At 61.5% G+C, this 18,809-nt stretch carries 16 protein-coding genes; all 16 read left to right on the top strand.

The window, feature by feature from the left end:
• Window positions 1–113 precede the first annotated feature (113 nt).
• Window positions 114–1,532, top strand: a complete 1,419-nt coding sequence (leuC, locus tag HGP31_RS21615; protein ID WP_020795490.1) for a 3-isopropylmalate dehydratase large subunit — start codon at window positions 114–116, stop codon at window positions 1,530–1,532.
• An 11-nt stretch (window positions 1,533–1,543) separates the two neighbouring features.
• Window positions 1,544–2,188 carry a 3-isopropylmalate dehydratase small subunit gene (gene leuD, locus HGP31_RS21610; protein WP_008056361.1) on the top strand — a complete coding sequence of 215 codons (645 nt, stop codon included), beginning with the start codon at window positions 1,544–1,546 and terminating at the stop codon, window positions 2,186–2,188.
• Window positions 2,189–2,326: 138 nt separating this feature from the next.
• Window positions 2,327–3,094, top strand: a complete 768-nt coding sequence (locus tag HGP31_RS21605) for a class I SAM-dependent methyltransferase (protein WP_020795489.1) — start codon at window positions 2,327–2,329, stop codon at window positions 3,092–3,094.
• Window positions 3,095–3,156: 62 nt separating this feature from the next.
• Window positions 3,157–4,239, top strand: a complete 1,083-nt coding sequence (gene leuB, locus HGP31_RS21600) for a 3-isopropylmalate dehydrogenase (RefSeq protein ID WP_020795488.1) — start codon at window positions 3,157–3,159, stop codon at window positions 4,237–4,239.
• Between the two features lie 69 nt (window positions 4,240–4,308).
• On the top strand, window positions 4,309–5,421 hold the full coding sequence (gene asd, locus HGP31_RS21595; protein ID WP_007975660.1) for an aspartate-semialdehyde dehydrogenase: 1,113 nt from the start codon (window positions 4,309–4,311) through the stop codon (window positions 5,419–5,421).
• Between the two features lie 254 nt (window positions 5,422–5,675).
• Window positions 5,676–6,686 carry an aspartate-semialdehyde dehydrogenase gene (locus HGP31_RS21590; protein WP_020795487.1) on the top strand — a complete coding sequence of 337 codons (1,011 nt, stop codon included), beginning with the start codon at window positions 5,676–5,678 and terminating at the stop codon, window positions 6,684–6,686.
• Between the two features lie 177 nt (window positions 6,687–6,863).
• Window positions 6,864–9,551: a motility hub landmark protein FimV gene (locus tag HGP31_RS21585; protein ID WP_020795486.1), complete on the top strand. Its 2,688-nt coding sequence runs from the start codon at window positions 6,864–6,866 to the stop codon at window positions 9,549–9,551.
• Between the two features lie 285 nt (window positions 9,552–9,836).
• Complete coding sequence (truA, locus tag HGP31_RS21580) at window positions 9,837–10,661, top strand: tRNA pseudouridine(38-40) synthase TruA (protein ID WP_033039317.1); 825 nt, start codon at window positions 9,837–9,839, stop codon at window positions 10,659–10,661.
• Window positions 10,662–10,724: 63 nt separating this feature from the next.
• Complete coding sequence (locus tag HGP31_RS21575; RefSeq protein WP_020795484.1) at window positions 10,725–11,351, top strand: phosphoribosylanthranilate isomerase; 627 nt, start codon at window positions 10,725–10,727, stop codon at window positions 11,349–11,351.
• Between the two features lie 185 nt (window positions 11,352–11,536).
• Window positions 11,537–12,457, top strand: coding sequence for an acetyl-CoA carboxylase, carboxyltransferase subunit beta (gene accD, locus HGP31_RS21570; protein WP_020795483.1), 921 nt, complete (start codon window positions 11,537–11,539; stop codon window positions 12,455–12,457).
• The gene (folC, locus tag HGP31_RS21565; RefSeq protein ID WP_168758622.1) at window positions 12,454–13,761 is read left to right on the top strand and encodes a bifunctional tetrahydrofolate synthase/dihydrofolate synthase; all 1,308 of its coding nucleotides are present in this window, start codon (window positions 12,454–12,456) and stop codon (window positions 13,759–13,761) included. Before accD ends, folC begins: the two co-directional genes overlap by 4 nt.
• Window positions 13,745–14,413: an SPOR domain-containing protein gene (locus HGP31_RS21560; protein WP_020795481.1), complete on the top strand. Its 669-nt coding sequence runs from the start codon at window positions 13,745–13,747 to the stop codon at window positions 14,411–14,413. Before folC ends, HGP31_RS21560 begins: the two co-directional genes overlap by 17 nt.
• 98 nt (window positions 14,414–14,511) lie before the next feature.
• Window positions 14,512–15,072 carry a CvpA family protein gene (locus HGP31_RS21555; RefSeq protein WP_020795480.1) on the top strand — a complete coding sequence of 187 codons (561 nt, stop codon included), beginning with the start codon at window positions 14,512–14,514 and terminating at the stop codon, window positions 15,070–15,072.
• 41 nt (window positions 15,073–15,113) lie between these two features.
• A complete protein-coding gene (gene purF / locus HGP31_RS21550) occupies window positions 15,114–16,619 on the top strand; it encodes an amidophosphoribosyltransferase (protein ID WP_020795479.1) in 1,506 nt (501 codons plus the stop codon).
• A 73-nt stretch (window positions 16,620–16,692) separates the two neighbouring features.
• A complete protein-coding gene (locus HGP31_RS21545) occupies window positions 16,693–17,904 on the top strand; it encodes an O-succinylhomoserine sulfhydrylase (RefSeq protein WP_168758620.1) in 1,212 nt (403 codons plus the stop codon).
• Window positions 17,901–18,674 carry an SDR family oxidoreductase gene (locus tag HGP31_RS21540; RefSeq protein WP_020795477.1) on the top strand — a complete coding sequence of 258 codons (774 nt, stop codon included), beginning with the start codon at window positions 17,901–17,903 and terminating at the stop codon, window positions 18,672–18,674. Before HGP31_RS21545 ends, HGP31_RS21540 begins: the two co-directional genes overlap by 4 nt.
• Window positions 18,675–18,809: the final 135 nt, after the last annotated feature.

The following is an 18,809-nucleotide window of genomic DNA, read 5'->3' as shown; positions in this document are numbered from 1 at the left end:
ATATGAATTTGAGTTATTTAATCTAACCCCATAGGATCAGCCTCACAAGCCAAAGGGTTATTGAACCACTCAAGACCCAGGGCATAGAAACAAGCTGATGAGGAAACCGTCTGATGGCCGGCAAAACGCTCTACGACAAGCTCTGGGATTCGCATTTGGTCAAACAGCGCGACGATGGCTCGGCGCTGATCTATATCGATCGTCACATCATCCACGAAGTGACTTCGCCGCAAGCTTTCGAAGGGCTGCGACTGGCCGGGCGCAAGCCATGGCGCATCGATGCCAACATCGCGACCCCGGACCACAACGTACCGACCACCCCGGAGCGCAAGGGCGGCATCGCAGCCATTGCCGACCAGGTCTCGCGTTTGCAGGTCCAGACCCTCGACGATAACTGCGATGAATACGGCATCGTCGAATTCAAGATGAATGACGTCCGCCAAGGCATCGTCCACGTCATCGGCCCGGAGCAGGGCGCTACTTTGCCGGGCATGACCGTGGTCTGCGGCGACTCCCATACCTCGACCCACGGCGCGTTCGGTGCCCTGGCCCATGGTATCGGCACTTCCGAGGTCGAGCACGTGCTCGCCACCCAGTGCCTGGTCGCCAAGAAAATGAAGAACATGCTGGTTCGCGTCGAAGGCCAATTGCCGTTTGGCGTGACTGCCAAGGACATCGTGCTCGCCGTGATTGGCAAGATCGGTACCGCCGGTGGTAACGGCCACGCCATCGAATTCGCCGGCAGCGCGATTCGCGACCTGTCCGTTGAAGGCCGCATGACCATCTGCAACATGTCCATCGAGGCCGGTGCTCGCGTTGGCCTGGTAGCCGCCGATGAAAAAACCGTGGCTTACGTGAAGGGCCGTCCATTCGCCCCGAAAGGCGCGGAATGGGATTTGGCCGTCGAAGCCTGGAAAGACCTGGTATCCGATGCCGACGCGGTGTTCGACACGGTTGTCGAACTCGACGCGACCCAGATCAAGCCGCAAGTCAGCTGGGGCACTTCGCCCGAGATGGTCCTGGCGGTCGACCAGCACGTTCCGGACCCTGCGAAGGAAATGGACCTGGTCAAGCGCGGTTCCATCGAGCGCGCCCTGAAGTACATGGGTTTGACCGCCAATCAGGCGATCACCGACATTCAGTTGGACCGTGTGTTCATCGGCTCCTGCACCAACTCGCGGATCGAAGACCTGCGCGCAGCGGCGGTGATCGCCAAGGGCCGCAAGGTGGCCTCCACCATCAAGCAGGCCATCGTGGTGCCGGGTTCGGGCCTGGTGAAAGCACAGGCCGAATCGGAAGGCCTGGACAAGATTTTCCTCGAAGCCGGTTTCGAATGGCGCGAGCCGGGTTGCTCGATGTGCCTGGCGATGAACCCGGACCGCTTGGAGTCTGGCGAGCATTGCGCTTCCACGTCGAACCGCAACTTCGAAGGCCGCCAGGGTGCCGGTGGTCGTACCCACCTCGTGAGCCCGGCCATGGCCGCCGCCGCCGCGGTGAACGGTCGTTTCGTCGACGTCCGTGAATTGATCTAAAGGAGCGCAGCATGAAAGCTTTTACCCAGCACACTGGACTTGTCGCGCCTCTGGATCGTGCCAACGTCGACACCGACCAGATCATCCCGAAACAATTCTTGAAGTCGATCAAGCGCACCGGTTTCGGTCCGAACCTGTTCGACGAATGGCGTTACCTGGACGTGGGTCAGCCCTATCAGGACAACTCCAAGCGCCCATTAAACAAGGACTTCGTCCTCAACGCCGAGCGTTACCAAGGCGCCAGCGTGCTGCTGGCCCGCGAGAACTTTGGCTGCGGCTCCAGCCGCGAGCACGCGCCATGGGCGCTGGAAGAGTACGGTTTCCGCAGCATCATCGCGCCGAGCTATGCCGACATTTTCTTCAACAACAGCTTCAAGAACGGCTTGCTGCCGATCATCTTGAGCGACGCTGAAGTCGACGAGCTGTTCCAGCAGGTCGAGGCCAATCCGGGCTACCAGCTGCAGATCGACCTGCAGGCCCAGACTGTGACCCGCCCGGACGGCAAAGTGCTGAGCTTTGAAATCGACGCGTTCCGCAAGCACTGCCTGCTCAATGGCCTGGACGATATCGGTTTGACCTTGCAAGACGGTGATGCGATCGCGGCGTTCGAGGCCAAGCACCGGGCGAGCCAGCCGTGGTTGTTTCGCGACGCTTGATTTTGCGTAGGACGTGATGACGCCTTCGCGAGCAGGCTCGCTCCCACATTTGAAATGCATTCCACTGTGGGAGCGAGCCTGCTCGCGAAGAGGCCCGAACAAACACCACAAGACTCAACCCCAAAAAGGAAGTCCCCCATGACCAGCACCGCCCAGCACAGCCAGGTAGTCCAAAAGCAATTCGGTGAACAGGCCGCGGCCTACCTGAGCAGCGCCGTACACGCTCAAGGCACCGAATTTGCGCTGCTACAGGCCGAACTGGCGGGACAGGGCGAGGCGCGGGTCCTGGACCTGGGGTGCGGCGCCGGTCACGTGAGTTTTCAGGTGGCCTCGCTGGTCAAGGAAGTGGTGGCCTACGACCTGTCGCAGCAAATGCTCGACGTGGTCGCCGCCGCAGCCATTGATCGGGGCCTGAGCAATATTTCCACGATCAACGGCGCCGCCGAGCGCCTGCCGTTCGCCGATGGCGAGTTCGATTTCGTTTTCAGCCGCTATTCGGCGCACCATTGGAGCGATCTCGGCCTGGCCTTGCGGGAAGTGCGCCGGGTGCTGAAACCGGGTGGCGTAGCGGCTTTCATCGACGTGTTGTCACCAGGCAGCCCATTGTTCGACACTTACCTGCAAAGCGTCGAAGTGCTGCGCGACACCAGCCATGTGCGCGACTATAGCGCCGGTGAGTGGTTGCGCCAGGTCAGTGAGGCGGGGCTGCATACCCGCAGCACTAGCCGCCAGCGGCTGCGCCTGGAATACAGCTCCTGGGTCGAGCGCATGCGCACGCCAGAGGTGATGCGCGCGGCGATCCGCGAGTTGCAGCAGTCGATGGGTAACGAGGTGCGCGAATATTTTGAGATTGAAGCCGATGGATCGTTCAGTACCGATGTGCTGGTGCTGATGGCTGAAAGATAAGCGACTAACAGACTTTTTCCGGGAGCGCCCGAGGGCGCACCGACTGATGACATGAGGAACGCATGAGCAAGCAGATTCTGATTCTCCCAGGTGACGGTATTGGCCCGGAAATCATGGCCGAAGCGGTCAAGGTGCTGGAACTGGCCAACGACAAGTACGCCCTGGGCTTCGAGCTGAGTCACGACGTGATCGGTGGCGCGGCCATCGACAAGCACGGCGTACCTTTGGCCGATGAAACCCTGGAGCGTGCCCGCGCGGCGGACGCCGTACTGTTGGGCGCGGTGGGCGGCCCGAAATGGGACACCATCGAGCGTGATATCCGTCCTGAACGCGGCCTGCTGAAAATTCGTGCGCAACTGGGCTTGTTCGGCAACCTGCGTCCGGCGATCCTGTACCCGCAACTGGCCGAGGCTTCCAGCCTGAAACCGGAAATCGTTGCCGGCCTGGACATCCTGATCGTTCGCGAGCTGACCGGCGGTATCTACTTCGGCGCGCCACGTGGCACCCGGACCCTGGAAAACGGCGAGCGTCAGTCCTACGACACCCTGCCATACAGCGAAAGCGAAATCCGCCGCATCGCCCGTGTCGGTTTCGACATGGCCATGGTCCGCGGCAAGAAGCTCTGCTCGGTGGACAAGGCCAACGTGCTGGCCTCCAGCCAGCTGTGGCGTGAAATCGTCGAGGAAGTGGCCAAGGATTACCCACAAGTCGAGCTGAGCCACATGTACGTCGACAACGCTGCCATGCAACTGGTGCGGGCACCGAAGCAGTTCGACGTGATCGTCACCGACAACATGTTCGGCGATATCCTGTCCGACCAGGCGTCGATGCTCACCGGTTCCATCGGCATGCTGCCGTCGGCATCCCTGGACACCAATAACAAAGGCATGTACGAGCCGTGCCACGGTTCGGCACCGGACATCGCAGGTAAAGGCATCGCCAACCCGTTGGCGACCATTTTGTCGGTGTCGATGATGTTGCGCTACAGCTTCAACCAGCAGGCCGCCGCCGATGCCATCGAAAAAGCGGTAAGCCTGGTATTGGACCAGGGCTTGCGCACCGGTGACATCTGGTCGAACGGTTGCACTAAAGTCGGTACGCAGGAAATGGGCGACGCAGTAGTCGCCGCGCTGCGGAATCTGTAATCTCTCGGGCCCGCTGCCTGATTTCACCCCCTAAAGCAGCGGCCCACATTTCAAGAAGGTGTAGTTGCGATGAAACGTGTAGGTCTGATCGGTTGGCGCGGTATGGTCGGTTCCGTGCTCATGCAGCGGATGCTGGAAGAGCAGGATTTCGATCTTATCGAGCCGGTGTTTTTCACCACTTCCAATGTCGGTGGCCAAGGCCCGTCCGTGGGCAAGGACATTGCTCCGCTCAAGGACGCTTACAGCATTGAAGAGCTGAAGACCCTCGACGTGATCCTGACCTGCCAGGGTGGCGACTACACCAGCGAAGTCTTCCCGAAACTGCGCGAAGCCGGCTGGCAGGGTTACTGGATCGATGCCGCCTCCAGCCTGCGCATGCAGGATGACGCCGTCATCGTGCTGGACCCGGTGAACCGCAAGGTCATCGATCAGCAGCTGGACGCGGGCACCAAGAACTACATCGGTGGCAACTGCACCGTCAGCCTGATGCTGATGGGCCTGGGCGGCCTGTTCGAGGCTGGCCTGGTGGAGTGGATGAGCGCCATGACTTATCAGGCGGCCTCCGGTGCCGGCGCGCAGAACATGCGTGAACTGATCAAGCAAATGGGTGCGACCCATGCCGCTGTTGCCGATCAACTGGCCGATCCGGCCAGTGCGATCCTCGACATCGATCGTCGTGTGGCGGAAGCCATGCGCAGCGACGCGTACCCGACCGAAAACTTCGGCGTACCGCTGGCTGGCAGCCTGATCCCGTGGATCGACAAGGAACTGCCGAACGGTCAAAGCCGTGAAGAGTGGAAGGCCCAGGCCGAGACCAACAAAATCCTCGGTCGCTTCAAGAGCCCGATCCCGGTGGATGGCATCTGCGTGCGCATCGGCGCCATGCGCTGCCACAGCCAGGCGCTGACCATCAAGCTGAACAAAGATGTACCGATCGCCGATATCGAAGGGCTGATCAGCCAGCACAACCCTTGGGTCAAGCTGGTGCCGAACAGCCGTGAGACCAGCATTCAGGAACTGAGCCCGAACAAGGTTACCGGCACCCTGAACATCCCGGTTGGCCGCCTGCGCAAGCTGAACATGGGCTCGCAGTTCGTCGGCGCGTTCACCGTCGGCGACCAGCTGTTGTGGGGCGCGGCCGAGCCGCTGCGTCGCATGCTGCGGATCTTGCTCGAGCGTTGATCGATTGAAGCCATTAAAGAACCCGCGCCTTGAAAGAGGTGCGGGTTTTTTTATTCCGGCAATCTGATGTTGATGGGGTGTTTATACCGACCCCTTCGCGAGCAGGCTCGCTTCCACATCAGACCGCAATCAACTGTGGGAGCGGGCTTGCCCGCGAAGGGGTCGGTACAGCCACAGCAAAAATCCGGCAGAATTGCCTGCATGCCCCCCACCCGGTAAAGTGCCGCTCCCCCCGTTTCGCCAGAGGTAAAACCATGAGCCAGACCCTTGATATTGCCGTGATCGGCGCCACCGGTACTGTCGGCGAAACGCTGGTGCAGATCCTCGAAGAACGTGATTTTCCGATCGGCAGCCTGCATCTGCTGGCCAGCAGTGAATCCGCCGGCAGTTCGGTGCCGTACCGCGGCAAGAACGTACGGGTGCGTGAAGTCGATGAGTTCGATTTTGGCAAGGTCCAGTTAGTATTTTTTGCCGCCGGTCCAGCGGTGACATTGAGTTACACCGCGCGTGCCACGGCGGCCGGTTGCTCGATCATCGATCTGTCTGGCGCCTTGCCGGCCGAGCAAGCGCCACAGGTGGTCCCGGAAGCGAATGCTTCAGTGCTGGCCGGCCTGAAAAAGCCCTTCCAGGTCAGCAGCCCGAGCCCGGCGGCCAGCACCCTGGCGGTGCTGCTCGCACCCCTGCTGGGGCTGCTCGATTTGCAACGCATCAACCTGACCGCCTGCCTGGCAGTATCGGCCCAGGGCCGCGAAGCCGTGACAGAGCTGGCCCGGCAAACCGCCGAATTGCTGAACGTTCGCCCACTGGAGCCAACCTTCTTTGACCGGCAGATGGCTTTTAACCTGCTGGCCCAGGTCGGCAAGCCGGACGAACAGGGCCATACCCTGCTGGAAAAGCGCCTGGTGCGTGAACTGCGTCAAGTCATGGCGTTGCCTTCATTGAAGATTTCCGTCACTTGCATTCAAGCCCCGGTGTTTTTTGGCGATAGCTATAGCGTGACCTTGCAGTGTGCGAGCGATATCGACCTGGCAAAGGTCAACGCCGCGCTCGAGGACGCTCCCGGCATCGAGTTGGTGGAAGCCGGCGATTACCCGACGGCGGTCGGCGATGCGGTAGGGCAGGATGTGGTCTACGTTGGTCGGGTGCGCTTGGGGATCGACGAACCGTCGGAACTTAATGTGTGGCTGACGTCAGATAACGTACGCAAAGGCGCGGCGCTCAATGCTGTGCAGGTCGCCGAGTTGTTGATAAAAGACCTGCTGTAAAAGATACTTCCAAACGAGCGTCATGCTTGGCCGTAATGTCGAAGGCGAGCCGCCCTGAAGGGCTTTGCAGGGCATGCATGAAACGATCGCGCGCGGCGACCTTCGCCCGCGCGCAATGCCTTACGGCAGCGGCTATCTGCCTCGCTGGCCGAGGAATGTGAAAACTAAGGATAAGCTATGGTTCAAGTTCGCAAACTGGTGTTAGCAATAGCGGCCGCCTCGGCGCTGTCCTCCGGTATGGCGCATGCCCTCGGGCTCGGGGAACTGACCCTGAAGTCGACGCTGAACCAGCCGCTGGTGGCGGAAATCGAGTTGCTCGACGTCAAGGAACTCACCGCTGCCGAAGTGGTGCCGAGCCTGGCTTCTCCTGACGATTTCGCCAAGGCCGGTGTCGACCGCCAGGCGTTTCTCAACGACCTGACCTTTACTCCGGTACTCAACGCCAGCGGCAAAAGCATCCTGCGCGTCACCTCCAGCAAACCCCTGACCGAACCGATGGTGAAATTCCTGGTTCAGGTGATGTGGCCCAACGGTCGACTGCTGCGCGATTACAGCGTGCTGCTCGATCCGTCCAAATTCTCGCCGCAGACCGCTGACGCGGCTGCGCAAGCTGCACCTGTTCAAACCGGTACCACGCCCGTCACTGGCGCGACCAAACCGTCCGAATACACCACCACGCGGCGCGACACCCTGTGGGAAATCGCCGCGAAGGCGCGTAATGGCGGTTCGATTCAACAAACCATGCTGGCCATCCAGGCGCTGAACCCGGATGCCTTCATCGATGGCAACATCAACCGGCTCAAAACCGGCCAGGTATTGCGTCTGCCCGATCAGGCGCAAAGCACGAGCTTGCCGCAATCGAAGGCCATCGCCGAAGTGGCTGCACAAAATACCGCCTGGCGTCAGGGGCGTCGTTATGTCGCCAAGCCTGGAGCAGGCCAGCAGCAGCTTGACGCCACCAATCGGGGTCGCGGTGAAGCCACTTCATCGCAAGCTGGCCAGGATAAGCTGAGCCTGGTTTCCGCCGAATCCGGAAAAGCCAAGGGCAAGGGCGTCGCAGGCGATGCCAAGGCCTTGAACAACCAGTTGGCGGTAACCCAGGAAAGTCTCGATACCAAGCGCCGCGACAGTGCTGAGCTGAAAAGCCGCATGACCGATCTGCAAAGCCAGATGGACAAGCTGCAACGCCTCATTGAGCTGAAGAACAACCAACTGGCCAAATTGCAGGCCGAAGGTGCGGCAGGAGCGCCTGCGACAACTGCGACCGCTGCGGCGATCCCGGCTGAGCTGCCCGCTGATCCTGCGGCAACGCCTGCCGAAGCGCCGGCTCCGGTTCCGGCCGAAGCAACGGCCCCCGCGCCTGTTCCGGCTGAAGCGACGCCTGCTGCGGCTCCGGCAGAAACACCGATCGAATCGAAACCTGCAGCCTCCGATGAGCAGAAATTCAATGAGTTGCTGACCAATCCGTGGCTGCTGGGTCTGGCGGGTGGCGGGGCAGTGGTGGTGTTGCTGTTGCTGCTGTTGCTGGCCCGTCGCCGCAAAGCCCAGCAGGAAGCCGAGAAACATCTGCGCATGGCCCGCGCCCTGGCCGAAGAGCAGGCGTTTTCCTCCGAGCTTGACCTGTCAAAAGGCATCTTCGATGACCTGGAGGATGCGCCACCGAGCCCGAAACTGGCCACTGCACCGACTCCAGCGCCAGCTCCCGCCCCCGCCCCCGCTCCGGTGATTGCTCCGGTCGTGGTCACGCCGCCGATTGCCGCGCCACTGGTATCGCCCGCCGCCGAGCATTCCGACGATGTGTTGGGTCGCGCGCAGTCGCACATCGACGGCGGTCGGTTGAACCAGGCTGCCGCGCTGCTTGAAGAGGGCGTCAAGCAGGAGCCTCAACGCAGCGATTTGCGCCTCAAGCTGATGGAAGTCTACGGTTTGCAGGGTGATCGCGACGCGTTCGTGGTCCAGGAGCGGCAGTTGGTCGCCAATGGCGACAATTATGCCCAGGTGGAAAAACTCAAGAGCCGCTTCCCGGCCATGGCGCTGGTCGCTGCGGGCGGTATCGCCGCTGCCGCCGCTGCTGCCGAGCTGGACGCACAGTACGTCAAGGACCTGTTGCTCGACGAGCCTCAGGCGCCGGCTGCATTCGATGACGATTTTGACAGCGCGTTCGACTTGAGTCTGGATGACCTGGAAAATGTCACGCCGGTAACGCCGGTCGCGGTTGAGCCGGCACCCGTACCAGCGCCTGAGCCTGAGCCTGAGCCGGAAACAACCCTGGCCGATCTGGAAGATTTCCCGCTGGACGATGACCTGAGCTTCGAGTCGGTCTTGCAGCAGCAGACTGAAATCAAGGAAAACCTCGATGACCTGTCGGAGTTCGATCTGGATATGGACCTCGGTGGCGAGCCAACGCCCGCGATCCTGGCCGAGGACGACTTCCTGCTGAGCCTGGATGAAGATGTCAAGGACCTGCCGGCGGCGCCAGCGCCGGACGTGCCACAAGTGACCCTGGACGATCTGGACCTGCCGGCGGATTTCGATTTGTCGCTGGCCGATGAGATGGACGTTCCGGCGCCTGAGCAGGCATTTGGTACTGAGCTGGATGACGTCAGCGCCGAATTGGAAAGCCTGTCCCAGAGCATCAGTGAGCCAAGCTTCACGGTGGATGACGCCCTGGCAACCGTGGATGATGAGCCGGAATTCGATTTCCTGTCCGGTACCGACGAGGTCGCCACCAAGCTCGATCTGGCCCAGGCCTACATCGACATGGGCGATAACGATGGCGCGCGTGACATCCTCAACGAGGTGGTGACCGAAGGCGACGACGGGCAGAAGAGCGAAGCGAAGGAGATGCTTGCGCGCCTGGCTTGAGTGATTGAGCGGTTGGTTGTAAGCAAAGCGGCAGCCCATTGAGGCTGCCGTTTTTGTTTGCCGCGGTGATGCGATGGCGTCTGCGAGGCCGCTTTCGCGAGCAGGCTCGCTCCCACAGACACCAATCCCCCTGTGGGAGCGAGCCTGCTCGCGAAGGCGACAGCCGATTCGCCACAGTACCTGCTGTTGTACTGGCGTCCCCGCTCGGCAGCCTTATAATGCCCCCCTTTGCGTACATCAGCAGGCTGTCACTCCTTGGCAAACATAGATAACCCGGCCGCCGAAATGGCGGCCGACGGCTTTTTCCGGATCGCGTTGGGCGTTGAATACAAGGGCTCGCGTTATCGTGGCTGGCAGCGCCAGGCCTCCGGCGTGCTCACGGTGCAGGAAACCCTCGAAAACGCCTTGTCGAAGGTGGCCGACTCTCCCGTTTCGCTGCTGTGCGCCGGGCGTACCGATGCCGGCGTGCATGCGTGTGGCCAAGTGGTGCACTTCGATACGCAAGTCGAGCGTTCGATGAAAGCCTGGGTCATGGGCGCCAATATCAATTTGCCGCACGATGTCAGCGTCAGTTGGGCCAAGGTCATGCCGGCGCATTTTCATGCCCGGTTCAAGGCCATTGCCCGGCGATATCGGTATGTGATCTACAACGACCAGATCCGTCCGGCGCACCTGAACGAGGAAATCACCTGGAACCACCGTCCACTGGACGTCGAGCGCATGGCCGAAGCGGCCCGGTACCTGGTGGGCACGCACGATTTCAGCGCTTTCCGAGCCGGCCAGTGCCAGGCCAAGTCGCCGATCAAAGAGCTGCATCACCTGCGAGTCACGCGCCACGGCAAGATGATCGTGCTGGATATTCGCGCCAGCGCCTTCCTGCACCACATGGTGCGCAACATCGCCGGCGTGCTGATGACCATCGGTGCTGGCGAGCGTCCGGTGGAGTGGATGAAGGAAGTGCTGGAGAGCCGGATTCGCCGTTCCGGCGGGGTGACGGCGCATCCGTTCGGCCTGTATCTGGTGCAGGTCGAGTACCGCGACGAGTTCCAGTTGCCCGAGCGTTACATCGGCCCACATTTCCTTACCGGTTTCAGCGAACTTGACGGCTGACGCCTTCGAACGCTTTTGTTACCATCCGGGACTTTCCCGGATTTACCGTGAGGATTTATCGACATGCCAGCCGTTCGCAGCAAGATTTGCGGGATTACCCGCATAGAAGATGCGTTGGCGGCGGTCGAGGCCGGGGCCGATGCCATCGGCTTTGTGTTCTACGCCAAGAGCCCGCGGGGCGTGACGTTCCAGCAGGCGCGCGCGATCATCAAGGCGTTGCCGCCGTTCGTCACCACCGTGGGCTTGTTCGTCAACGCCAGCCGCTGCGAGCTGGGAGAAATCCTCGACGCCGTGCCACTGGACCTGCTGCAGTTCCATGGCGATGAAAGTGCAGCGGATTGCGAGGGCTGGCATCGTCCTTACATCAAGGCGCTGCGGGTCAAGGCGGGGGATGATATCGCGGCCGCTTGCGCTGCTTATCCGAGTGCCAGCGGTATTTTGCTCGACGCCTATGTCGAAGGTGTTCCCGGTGGAACCGGCCAGGCGTTCGACTGGTCATTGATACCGCAAGGCTTGAACAAGCCGATTATCCTGGCGGGCGGCCTGACTCCGGAAAACGTCGCCGAGGCGGTGGCGCGGGTTCGACCTTATGCCGTGGATGTGAGTGGCGGGGTAGAGTCGAGCAAGGGCATCAAGGATCACGCAAAGATTCAGGCGTTTATCAAGGCAGTCCGTGGCAGCTTGATGTGACGGCTGGCAGACTGCCGCCGTCCACTGCACTGTACAAAACGGCTGAGGATTGATGGGTTGTACGCAGGTCACGCTGCACTGACCCGGCACCCATCGAACATCGCCGCACACATGAATTTAGCTCAAGGGCATACGCGGGGCTGCGAACCAGAGCGTTCGGGCCGCCGGTACTGGAGAAAGAAAGCATGAGCAACTGGTTAGTAGACAAACTGATCCCTTCGATCATGCGTTCCGAGGTCAAGAAGAGCTCGGTGCCTGAAGGTCTTTGGCACAAATGCCCGTCTTGCGAGGCTGTGCTGTATCGTCCGGAGCTGGAAAAAACCCTGGACGTTTGCCCCAAGTGCAATCATCACATGCGCATCGGCGCGCGCGCGCGCATCGACATTTTCCTCGACGCCGAAGGTCGTACCGAGCTGGGCGCTGACCTGGAGCCGGTTGACCGCCTGAAGTTCCGCGACGGCAAGAAGTACAAGGATCGCCTGACCGCGGCGCAGAAGCAGACTGGCGAAAAAGACGCGCTGATCTCGATGAGCGGCACCCTGCTGGGCATGCCTGTCGTGGTATCGGCGTTCGAATTCTCGTTCATGGGCGGCTCGATGGGCGCCATCGTCGGTGAGCGCTTCGTGCGCGCGGCCAACTACGCGCTGGAAAAACGCTGCCCGATGATCTGCTTCTCCGCCTCCGGTGGCGCGCGGATGCAGGAAGCCCTGATCTCGCTGATGCAAATGGCCAAGACCTCCGCGGTGCTGGCGCGTCTGCGTGAAGAAGGCATTCCGTTCATTTCCGTGCTGACCGATCCGGTCTACGGCGGTGTTTCCGCCAGCCTGGCGATGCTGGGCGACGTGATCGTCGGCGAGCCCAAGGCCCTGATCGGCTTTGCCGGTCCGCGCGTGATCGAACAAACCGTTCGCGAAAAACTGCCCGAAGGCTTCCAGCGCAGCGAGTTCCTGCTGGAGCACGGCGCGATCGACATGATCATTCACCGTCAGGAGCTGCGTCCGCGCCTGGGTAACCTGCTGGCGCAAATGATGGGCCTGCCGACGCCGAAGTTCGTCGCTGCGCCAATCGAGCCAGTCGTGGTTCCACCGGTACCTGCCAACCTATGACCGAACGTACCCTTGGCGAGTGGCTCGCCTACCTTGAGCAGTTGCACCCTTCGGCCATCGACATGGGGCTTGAGCGCTCGCAGCAGGTAGCGTCCCGTATGGGACTGGGCAAGCCGGCGCCTCGGGTGATCACGGTCACCGGCACCAATGGCAAGGGCTCTACCTGTGCGTTCGTGGCTTCATTGCTGCGGGCGCAGGGCCTGCGCGTCGGTGTCTACAGCTCTCCGCACCTGCTGCGTTACAACGAGCGGGTGCAGGTCAATGGCGTCGAAGCCACTGACGCCGAGCTTTGCCAGGCTTTTGCTGCGGTCGAAGCCGGTCGCGGCGATACCTCCCTGACCTATTTCGAGATGGGGACCCTGGCGGCGTTCTGGCTGTTTCAACAGTCCGGGCTTGACGCCGTGGTCCTGGAAGTGGGTCTGGGCGGGCGCCTGGACACCGTCAATGTGGTAGACGCCGACATGGCGTTGGTCACCAGCATTGGCGTGGATCATGCGGATTACCTGGGTGATACCCGCGAGTCCGTGGCCTTCGAGAAGGCTGGCATCTTCCGTCAGGACGCGCCTGCGCTCTGCGGCGACTTGAATCCTCCGCAACCCCTGCTGGACAAGGCGCGCGAGCTCAATTGCCCGTTTTTCCTGCGTGGGCGCGATTTCGACCTGGGTGTTACCGATCAGCATTGGCAATGGCGCGGCGTCGATGCCAGGGGGCAAGTGGTCGAATTGCACGACCTGCCGCTGCTCGACCTGCCGATGGAAAACGCCGCCCTGGCGCTGCAAGCCTATCTGTTGCTCGGGTTGCCTTGGGTAAACGCGCAGATTGTCCAGGCGCTGCAAGCGACGCGGATAGTGGGTCGACTCGATCGCCGGCAGGTCGACTGGCAGGGTAAGCGCCTCAATTTGTTGCTGGATGTGGGGCATAACCCCCATGCCGCAGAGTATCTGGCCCGGCGCCTGGCCAGTCGTCCACCGGCGGGCAAGCGTCTGGCGGTATTCGGGTTGCTGGCTGACAAGGATCTGGAGGGTGTCATTGGCGAATTGAGTGCTAGTGTCGAGCATTGGGCCGTCGCGCCGCTGGATTCGCCCCGGGCGCGACCGGTGACCGACTTGCGTGAAGCGCTGGACAAGCGCGGTGCTTCGGTGACGTCGTATGATAGTGTGGCCACCGCTCTGGAAGGGCAGTGTGCGCAGGCGACGAGTGACGACGAGATTCTGTTGTTCGGATCATTCTATTGTGTTGCCGAGGCCCTTGAGTGGCTGGCCCGGCACTCCACGGAGGAAGCGGCAAATGGCATTGCTGGATAAGGCTTACAAGCAACGCATGGTCGGTGCCCTGGTCCTGGTCGCCCTGGCCGTGATTTTCCTGCCGATGCTGTTTTCTCGCCAGGATGAACAGCGCCAGGTGGAGGTCCAGGCTCCGGCCGCGCCACAAGCGCCGGCGATGCCGCAAGTGCAGGTGGAGTCCGTGGTGGTGCCTGAGCCCCAGGCCCTGCCGCAGGAACCTGTGCCGAGCGACGAAGAAATCGCCCAGCAGGAAGCGCCGGTTGCACCGGTTGCGCCTGTCGCTCCGGCACCCGCCGCCAAGCCGGTCACGCCGCCCCCTGCGCCAGCCCCTGTTCCGGCGCTGGCGGCCAAGCCCGCCACGCCACCGTCGCAACCGATCAGCGCCGCACCCGGCAAGCCGGATACCAGCCAAAGCCGCGTCGACGCCAATGGCCTGTCGGTCAGTTGGTCGGTGCAATTGGCCAGCCTGGCCAATCGCGAAAGCGCGGAAAAGCTGCAAAAAAACCTGCGCAGCCAGGGTTATAATGCCTATATCCGCACAGCCGACGGCAAGAATCGCGTGTTTGTCGGGCCACTGATCGAGCGTGCAGAGGCTGATCGCCTGCGTGACCTGTTGAACCGCCAGCAGAACCTCAAGGGGTTTGTCGTGCGCTTTCAACCAGAGCGTGGCTAAATCTATCGCCGCGATTTGAAATGCACTGACAATCGCAGCTTACCGATAAGCATGGGCTCTGCTAAAATGCGCCGCCTTATCCGTCTGTAGGCTGCACTGTGCCATTTACCTGGGTTGACTGGGCGATCGTTGCAATCGTCGCCATCTCCGCTTTGATCAGTCTGAGCCGCGGCTTCGTCAAGGAAGCACTGTCGCTGGTGACCTGGATCATCGCAGGAGCCGTTGCCTGGATGTTCGGTGGCTCATTGTCCGAGTACCTCGTCGGATATATCCAGACCCCATCGGCTCGTATAATCACGGGCTGTGCCATCATGTTTGTCGCCACGCTGATCGTAGGCGCAATGATCAATTATCTTATCGGCGAGTTGGTTCGCGTCACCGGGTTGTCCGGGACCGATCGATTCCTCGGCATGGCTTTCGGCGCAGCGCGTGGCGTGCTGCTGGTGGTCGTGGCGGTCGGGCTGTTGAGCCTGGGGCCGGTACAACAGGACGAGTGGTGGAAACAGTCGCAGCTCGTGCCAAAATTTCTATTGGTCGCAGATTGGTCCAAAAACCTGATTCTTGGGTGGAGCAGTCAGTGGCTTGCCAGCGGTATCAGCGTACCCGCTGATATTCCGTTCAAGGAGCAGCTCTTGCCGATGGCCAAAACGCCTCAGTGAGTGTTGTTCAGTTCAGATCCATTAAGTAGGGGTTGCGTCGCATGTGTGGCATCGTCGGTATCGTCGGTAAGTCGAACGTCAATCAGGCGCTGTATGACGCGCTAACCGTCCTCCAGCACCGCGGCCAGGACGCTGCCGGTATCGTGACCAGCCATGATGGCCGGTTATTCCTGCGCAAGGACAATGGCCTGGTGCGTGACGTGTTCCATCAGCGTCACATGCAGCGCCTGGTCGGCCACATGGGCATTGGCCATGTGCGCTACCCGACCGCGGGCAGCTCGACCTCGGCCGAAGCTCAACCGTTTTACGTCAACTCGCCTTACGGCATCACCCTGGCGCATAACGGTAACCTGACCAACGTTGAACAACTGGCCAAGGAGATTTACGAATCTGACCTGCGCCACGTCAACACCAGTTCCGATTCGGAAGTACTGCTGAACGTGTTCGCGCACGAGCTGGCCCAGCGCGGCAAGCTGCAGCCGACTGAAGAAGACGTATTTGCTGCCGTCACCGACGTGCACAATCGTTGCGTCGGTGGCTATGCGGTCGTGGCCATGGTGACCGGTTACGGCATCGTCGGTTTCCGTGACCCCCACGGCATCCGTCCGATCGTGTTCGGCCAGCGTCACACCGACGAAGGCGTCGAATACATGATCGCCTCCGAGAGCGTGTCCCTGGACGTGCTCGGTTTCACGCTGATTCGCGACCTGGCACCGGGCGAAGCGGTCTACATCACCGAAGACGGCAAGCTGCACACTCGTCAGTGCGCAACCAACCCGTCCCTGACCCCTTGCATCTTCGAGCACGTCTACCTGGCGCGTCCGGACTCGATCATCGACGGCGTGTCGGTGTACAAGGCCCGCCTGCGCATGGGTGAGAAGCTCGCCGAGAAGATCCTGCGCGAGCGTCCGGATCACGACATCGACGTGGTCATCCCGATCCCGGACACCAGCCGCACCGCGGCCCTGGAGCTGGCGAACCACCTGGGCGTGAAGTTCCGCGAAGGTTTCGTGAAGAACCGCTACATCGGCCGCACCTTCATCATGCCGGGCCAGGCGGCACGGAAAAAATCCGTACGCCAGAAGCTCAACGCCATCGAGCTGGAATTCCGCGGCAAGAACGTGATGCTGGTGGACGATTCCATCGTGCGCGGCACCACCTGCAAGCAGATCATCCAGATGGCACGCGAAGCAGGCGCCAAGAACGTTTACTTCTGCTCCGCAGCCCCGGCCGTGCGTTTCCCGAACGTCTACGGCATCGACATGCCGAGCGCCCACGAGCTGATCGCCCACAACCGTTCGACCCAGGACGTTGCGGACCTGATCGGTGCCGACTGGCTGATCTATCAGGACTTGCCTGACTTGATCGAAGCGGTCGGTGGCGGCAAGATCAAGATCGACAAGTTCGATTGCGCGGTGTTCGACGGCCAGTACGTCACCGGCGACGTCGACGAGGCTTACCTGAACAAGATCGAGCAGGCGCGTAACGATGCCTCCAAGGTCAAGACCCAGGCAGTCAGCGCGATCATCGATCTGTACAACAACTGAGTAACTACCGGCCCTGAGGGGCCGGTTTTGTATCTGGCTTTTAATTTACGAGAATAGGGAAAGGAGTGACAGCATGAGTCAGGATTGGGATGCCGGTCGGTTGGACAGCGACCTCGAAGGCGTAGCGTTCGATACCCTGGCCGTTCGTGCCGGTCAGCACCGTACGCCGGAAGGCGAACACGGTGATCCGATGTTCTTCACTTCGAGCTATGTATTCCGTACCGCCGCCGATGCGGCCGCGCGTTTTGCCGGGGAAGTGCCGGGTAACGTTTATTCGCGCTACACCAACCCCACCGTACGCGCCTTCGAAGAGCGTATTGCCGCTCTGGAAAACGCCGAGCAGGCCGTGGCAACTGCCACCGGCATGGCTGCGATCATGGCGGTTGTGATGAGCCTGTGCAGTGCCGGCGATCACGTGCTGGTGTCGCGTAGCGTGTTCGGCTCGACCATCAGCCTGTTCGAGAAGTACTTCAAGCGCTTCGGCATCGAAGTCGACTACGTACCCCTGGCGGATTTGTCCGGCTGGGATGCGTCGATCAAGGCCAACACCAAATTGCTGTTCGTCGAATCGCCGTCCAACCCGTTGGCTGAGCTGGTGGATATCGCCGAACTGGCGAAAATCGCTCACGCCAAGGGCGCGATGCTGGTGGTCGACAACTGCTTCTGCACCCCGGCGCTGCAACAGCCGTTGAAAATGGGTGCGGACATCGTCGTGCACTCGGCAACCAAGTTCATCGACGGCCAGGGCCGTTGCATGGGCGGTGTCGTGGCCGGACGCAGCGAGCAGATGAAAGAAGTGGTCGGCTTCCTGCGCACCGCCGGGCCGACTTTGAGCCCGTTCAACGCCTGGATCTTCCTCAAGGGCCTGGAAACCCTCAACCTGCGGATGAAGGCCCATTGCGCCAACGCCCAGCAATTGGCCGAATGGCTGGAGCAGCAGGACGGCATCGAGAAAGTCCATTACGCCGGCCTCAAGAGCCATCCACAGCACGAGCTGGCCCTGCGTCAGCAAAAGGGCTTCGGCGCGGTGGTGAGTTTCGAGGTCAAGGGCGGTAAAGAGGGCGCCTGGCGCTTTATCGATGCGACCCGCCTGATTTCGATCACTGCCAACCTGGGCGACAGCAAGACCACCATCACCCACCCGAGCACCACCTCCCACGGCCGCCTGACGCCGCAAGAGCGTGAGGCTGCGGGCATTCGTGACAGCCTGATCCGCATTGCGGTCGGCCTGGAGGACGTGGCAGACCTGCAAGCCGACCTGGCGCGCGGTTTGGCTGCCCTGTGATCGAGTTGTCCACGCCATCGGGCACCAATGGCCGCGTGGCACTGGTGACCGGTGCGGCGCGGGGCATTGGCCTGGGAATTGCGGCCTGGTTGATCAGCGAAGGCTGGCAGGTGGTGCTGACGGACCTGGACCGGGTGCGCGGGTCGAAAGTGGCGAAGGTACTGGGCGACAACGCCTGGTTCATCGCCATGGACGTCTCGAACGAAGGGCAGGTGGCGCTGGGTGTTGCCGAGGTGCTGGGGCAGTTCGGGCGCCTGGACGCGCTGGTGTGCAATGCCGCGGTTGCCGATCCGCACAACATCACCCTGGAAAGCCTCGACCTGGCTTACTGGAACCGGGTACTGGCGGTGAACCTCAGTGGGCCGATGCTGTTGGCCAAGCACTGTGCGCCGTACCTGCGGGCCCATAGCGGGGCGATCGTCAACCTGGCCTCGACCCGTGCTGCACAGTCGGAACCCGATACCGAGGCCTACGCCGCGAGCAAGGGCGGCCTGCTGGCCTTGACTCACGCGCTGGCCATCAGCCTTGGCCCGGAGATTCGGGTCAATGCGGTCAGCCCTGGCTGGATAGATGCGCGGGACCCGTCGGTGCGCCGTGCCGAGCCGCTGACCGATGCCGACCATGCCCAGCATCCGGCGGGCAGGGTAGGGACAGTCGAGGACGTGGCGGCGATGGTGGCCTGGCTGCTGTCGAAGAACGCCGGGTTTGTCACCGGCCAGGAGTTCGTGGTCGATGGCGGCATGACCAAGAAGATGATCTACAGCGAGTAGGGCGAGCCGGGCATTGATGTTGAGTGCGCCATCGTCTTCGCGAGCAGGCTCGCTCCCACATTGGAAGTGCTATCCACTGTGGGAGCGGGCCTGCTCGCGAAAGCGGTCGACACGGTATCGATTGAAAGAATTTTG

The sequence above is a fragment of the Pseudomonas umsongensis genome (assembly GCF_012647205.1).
In the GTDB taxonomy this organism is placed as follows: Bacteria; Pseudomonadota; Gammaproteobacteria; order Pseudomonadales; family Pseudomonadaceae; genus Aquipseudomonas; species Aquipseudomonas umsongensis.
This window is presented reverse-complemented; position numbering and strand designations above follow the sequence as displayed.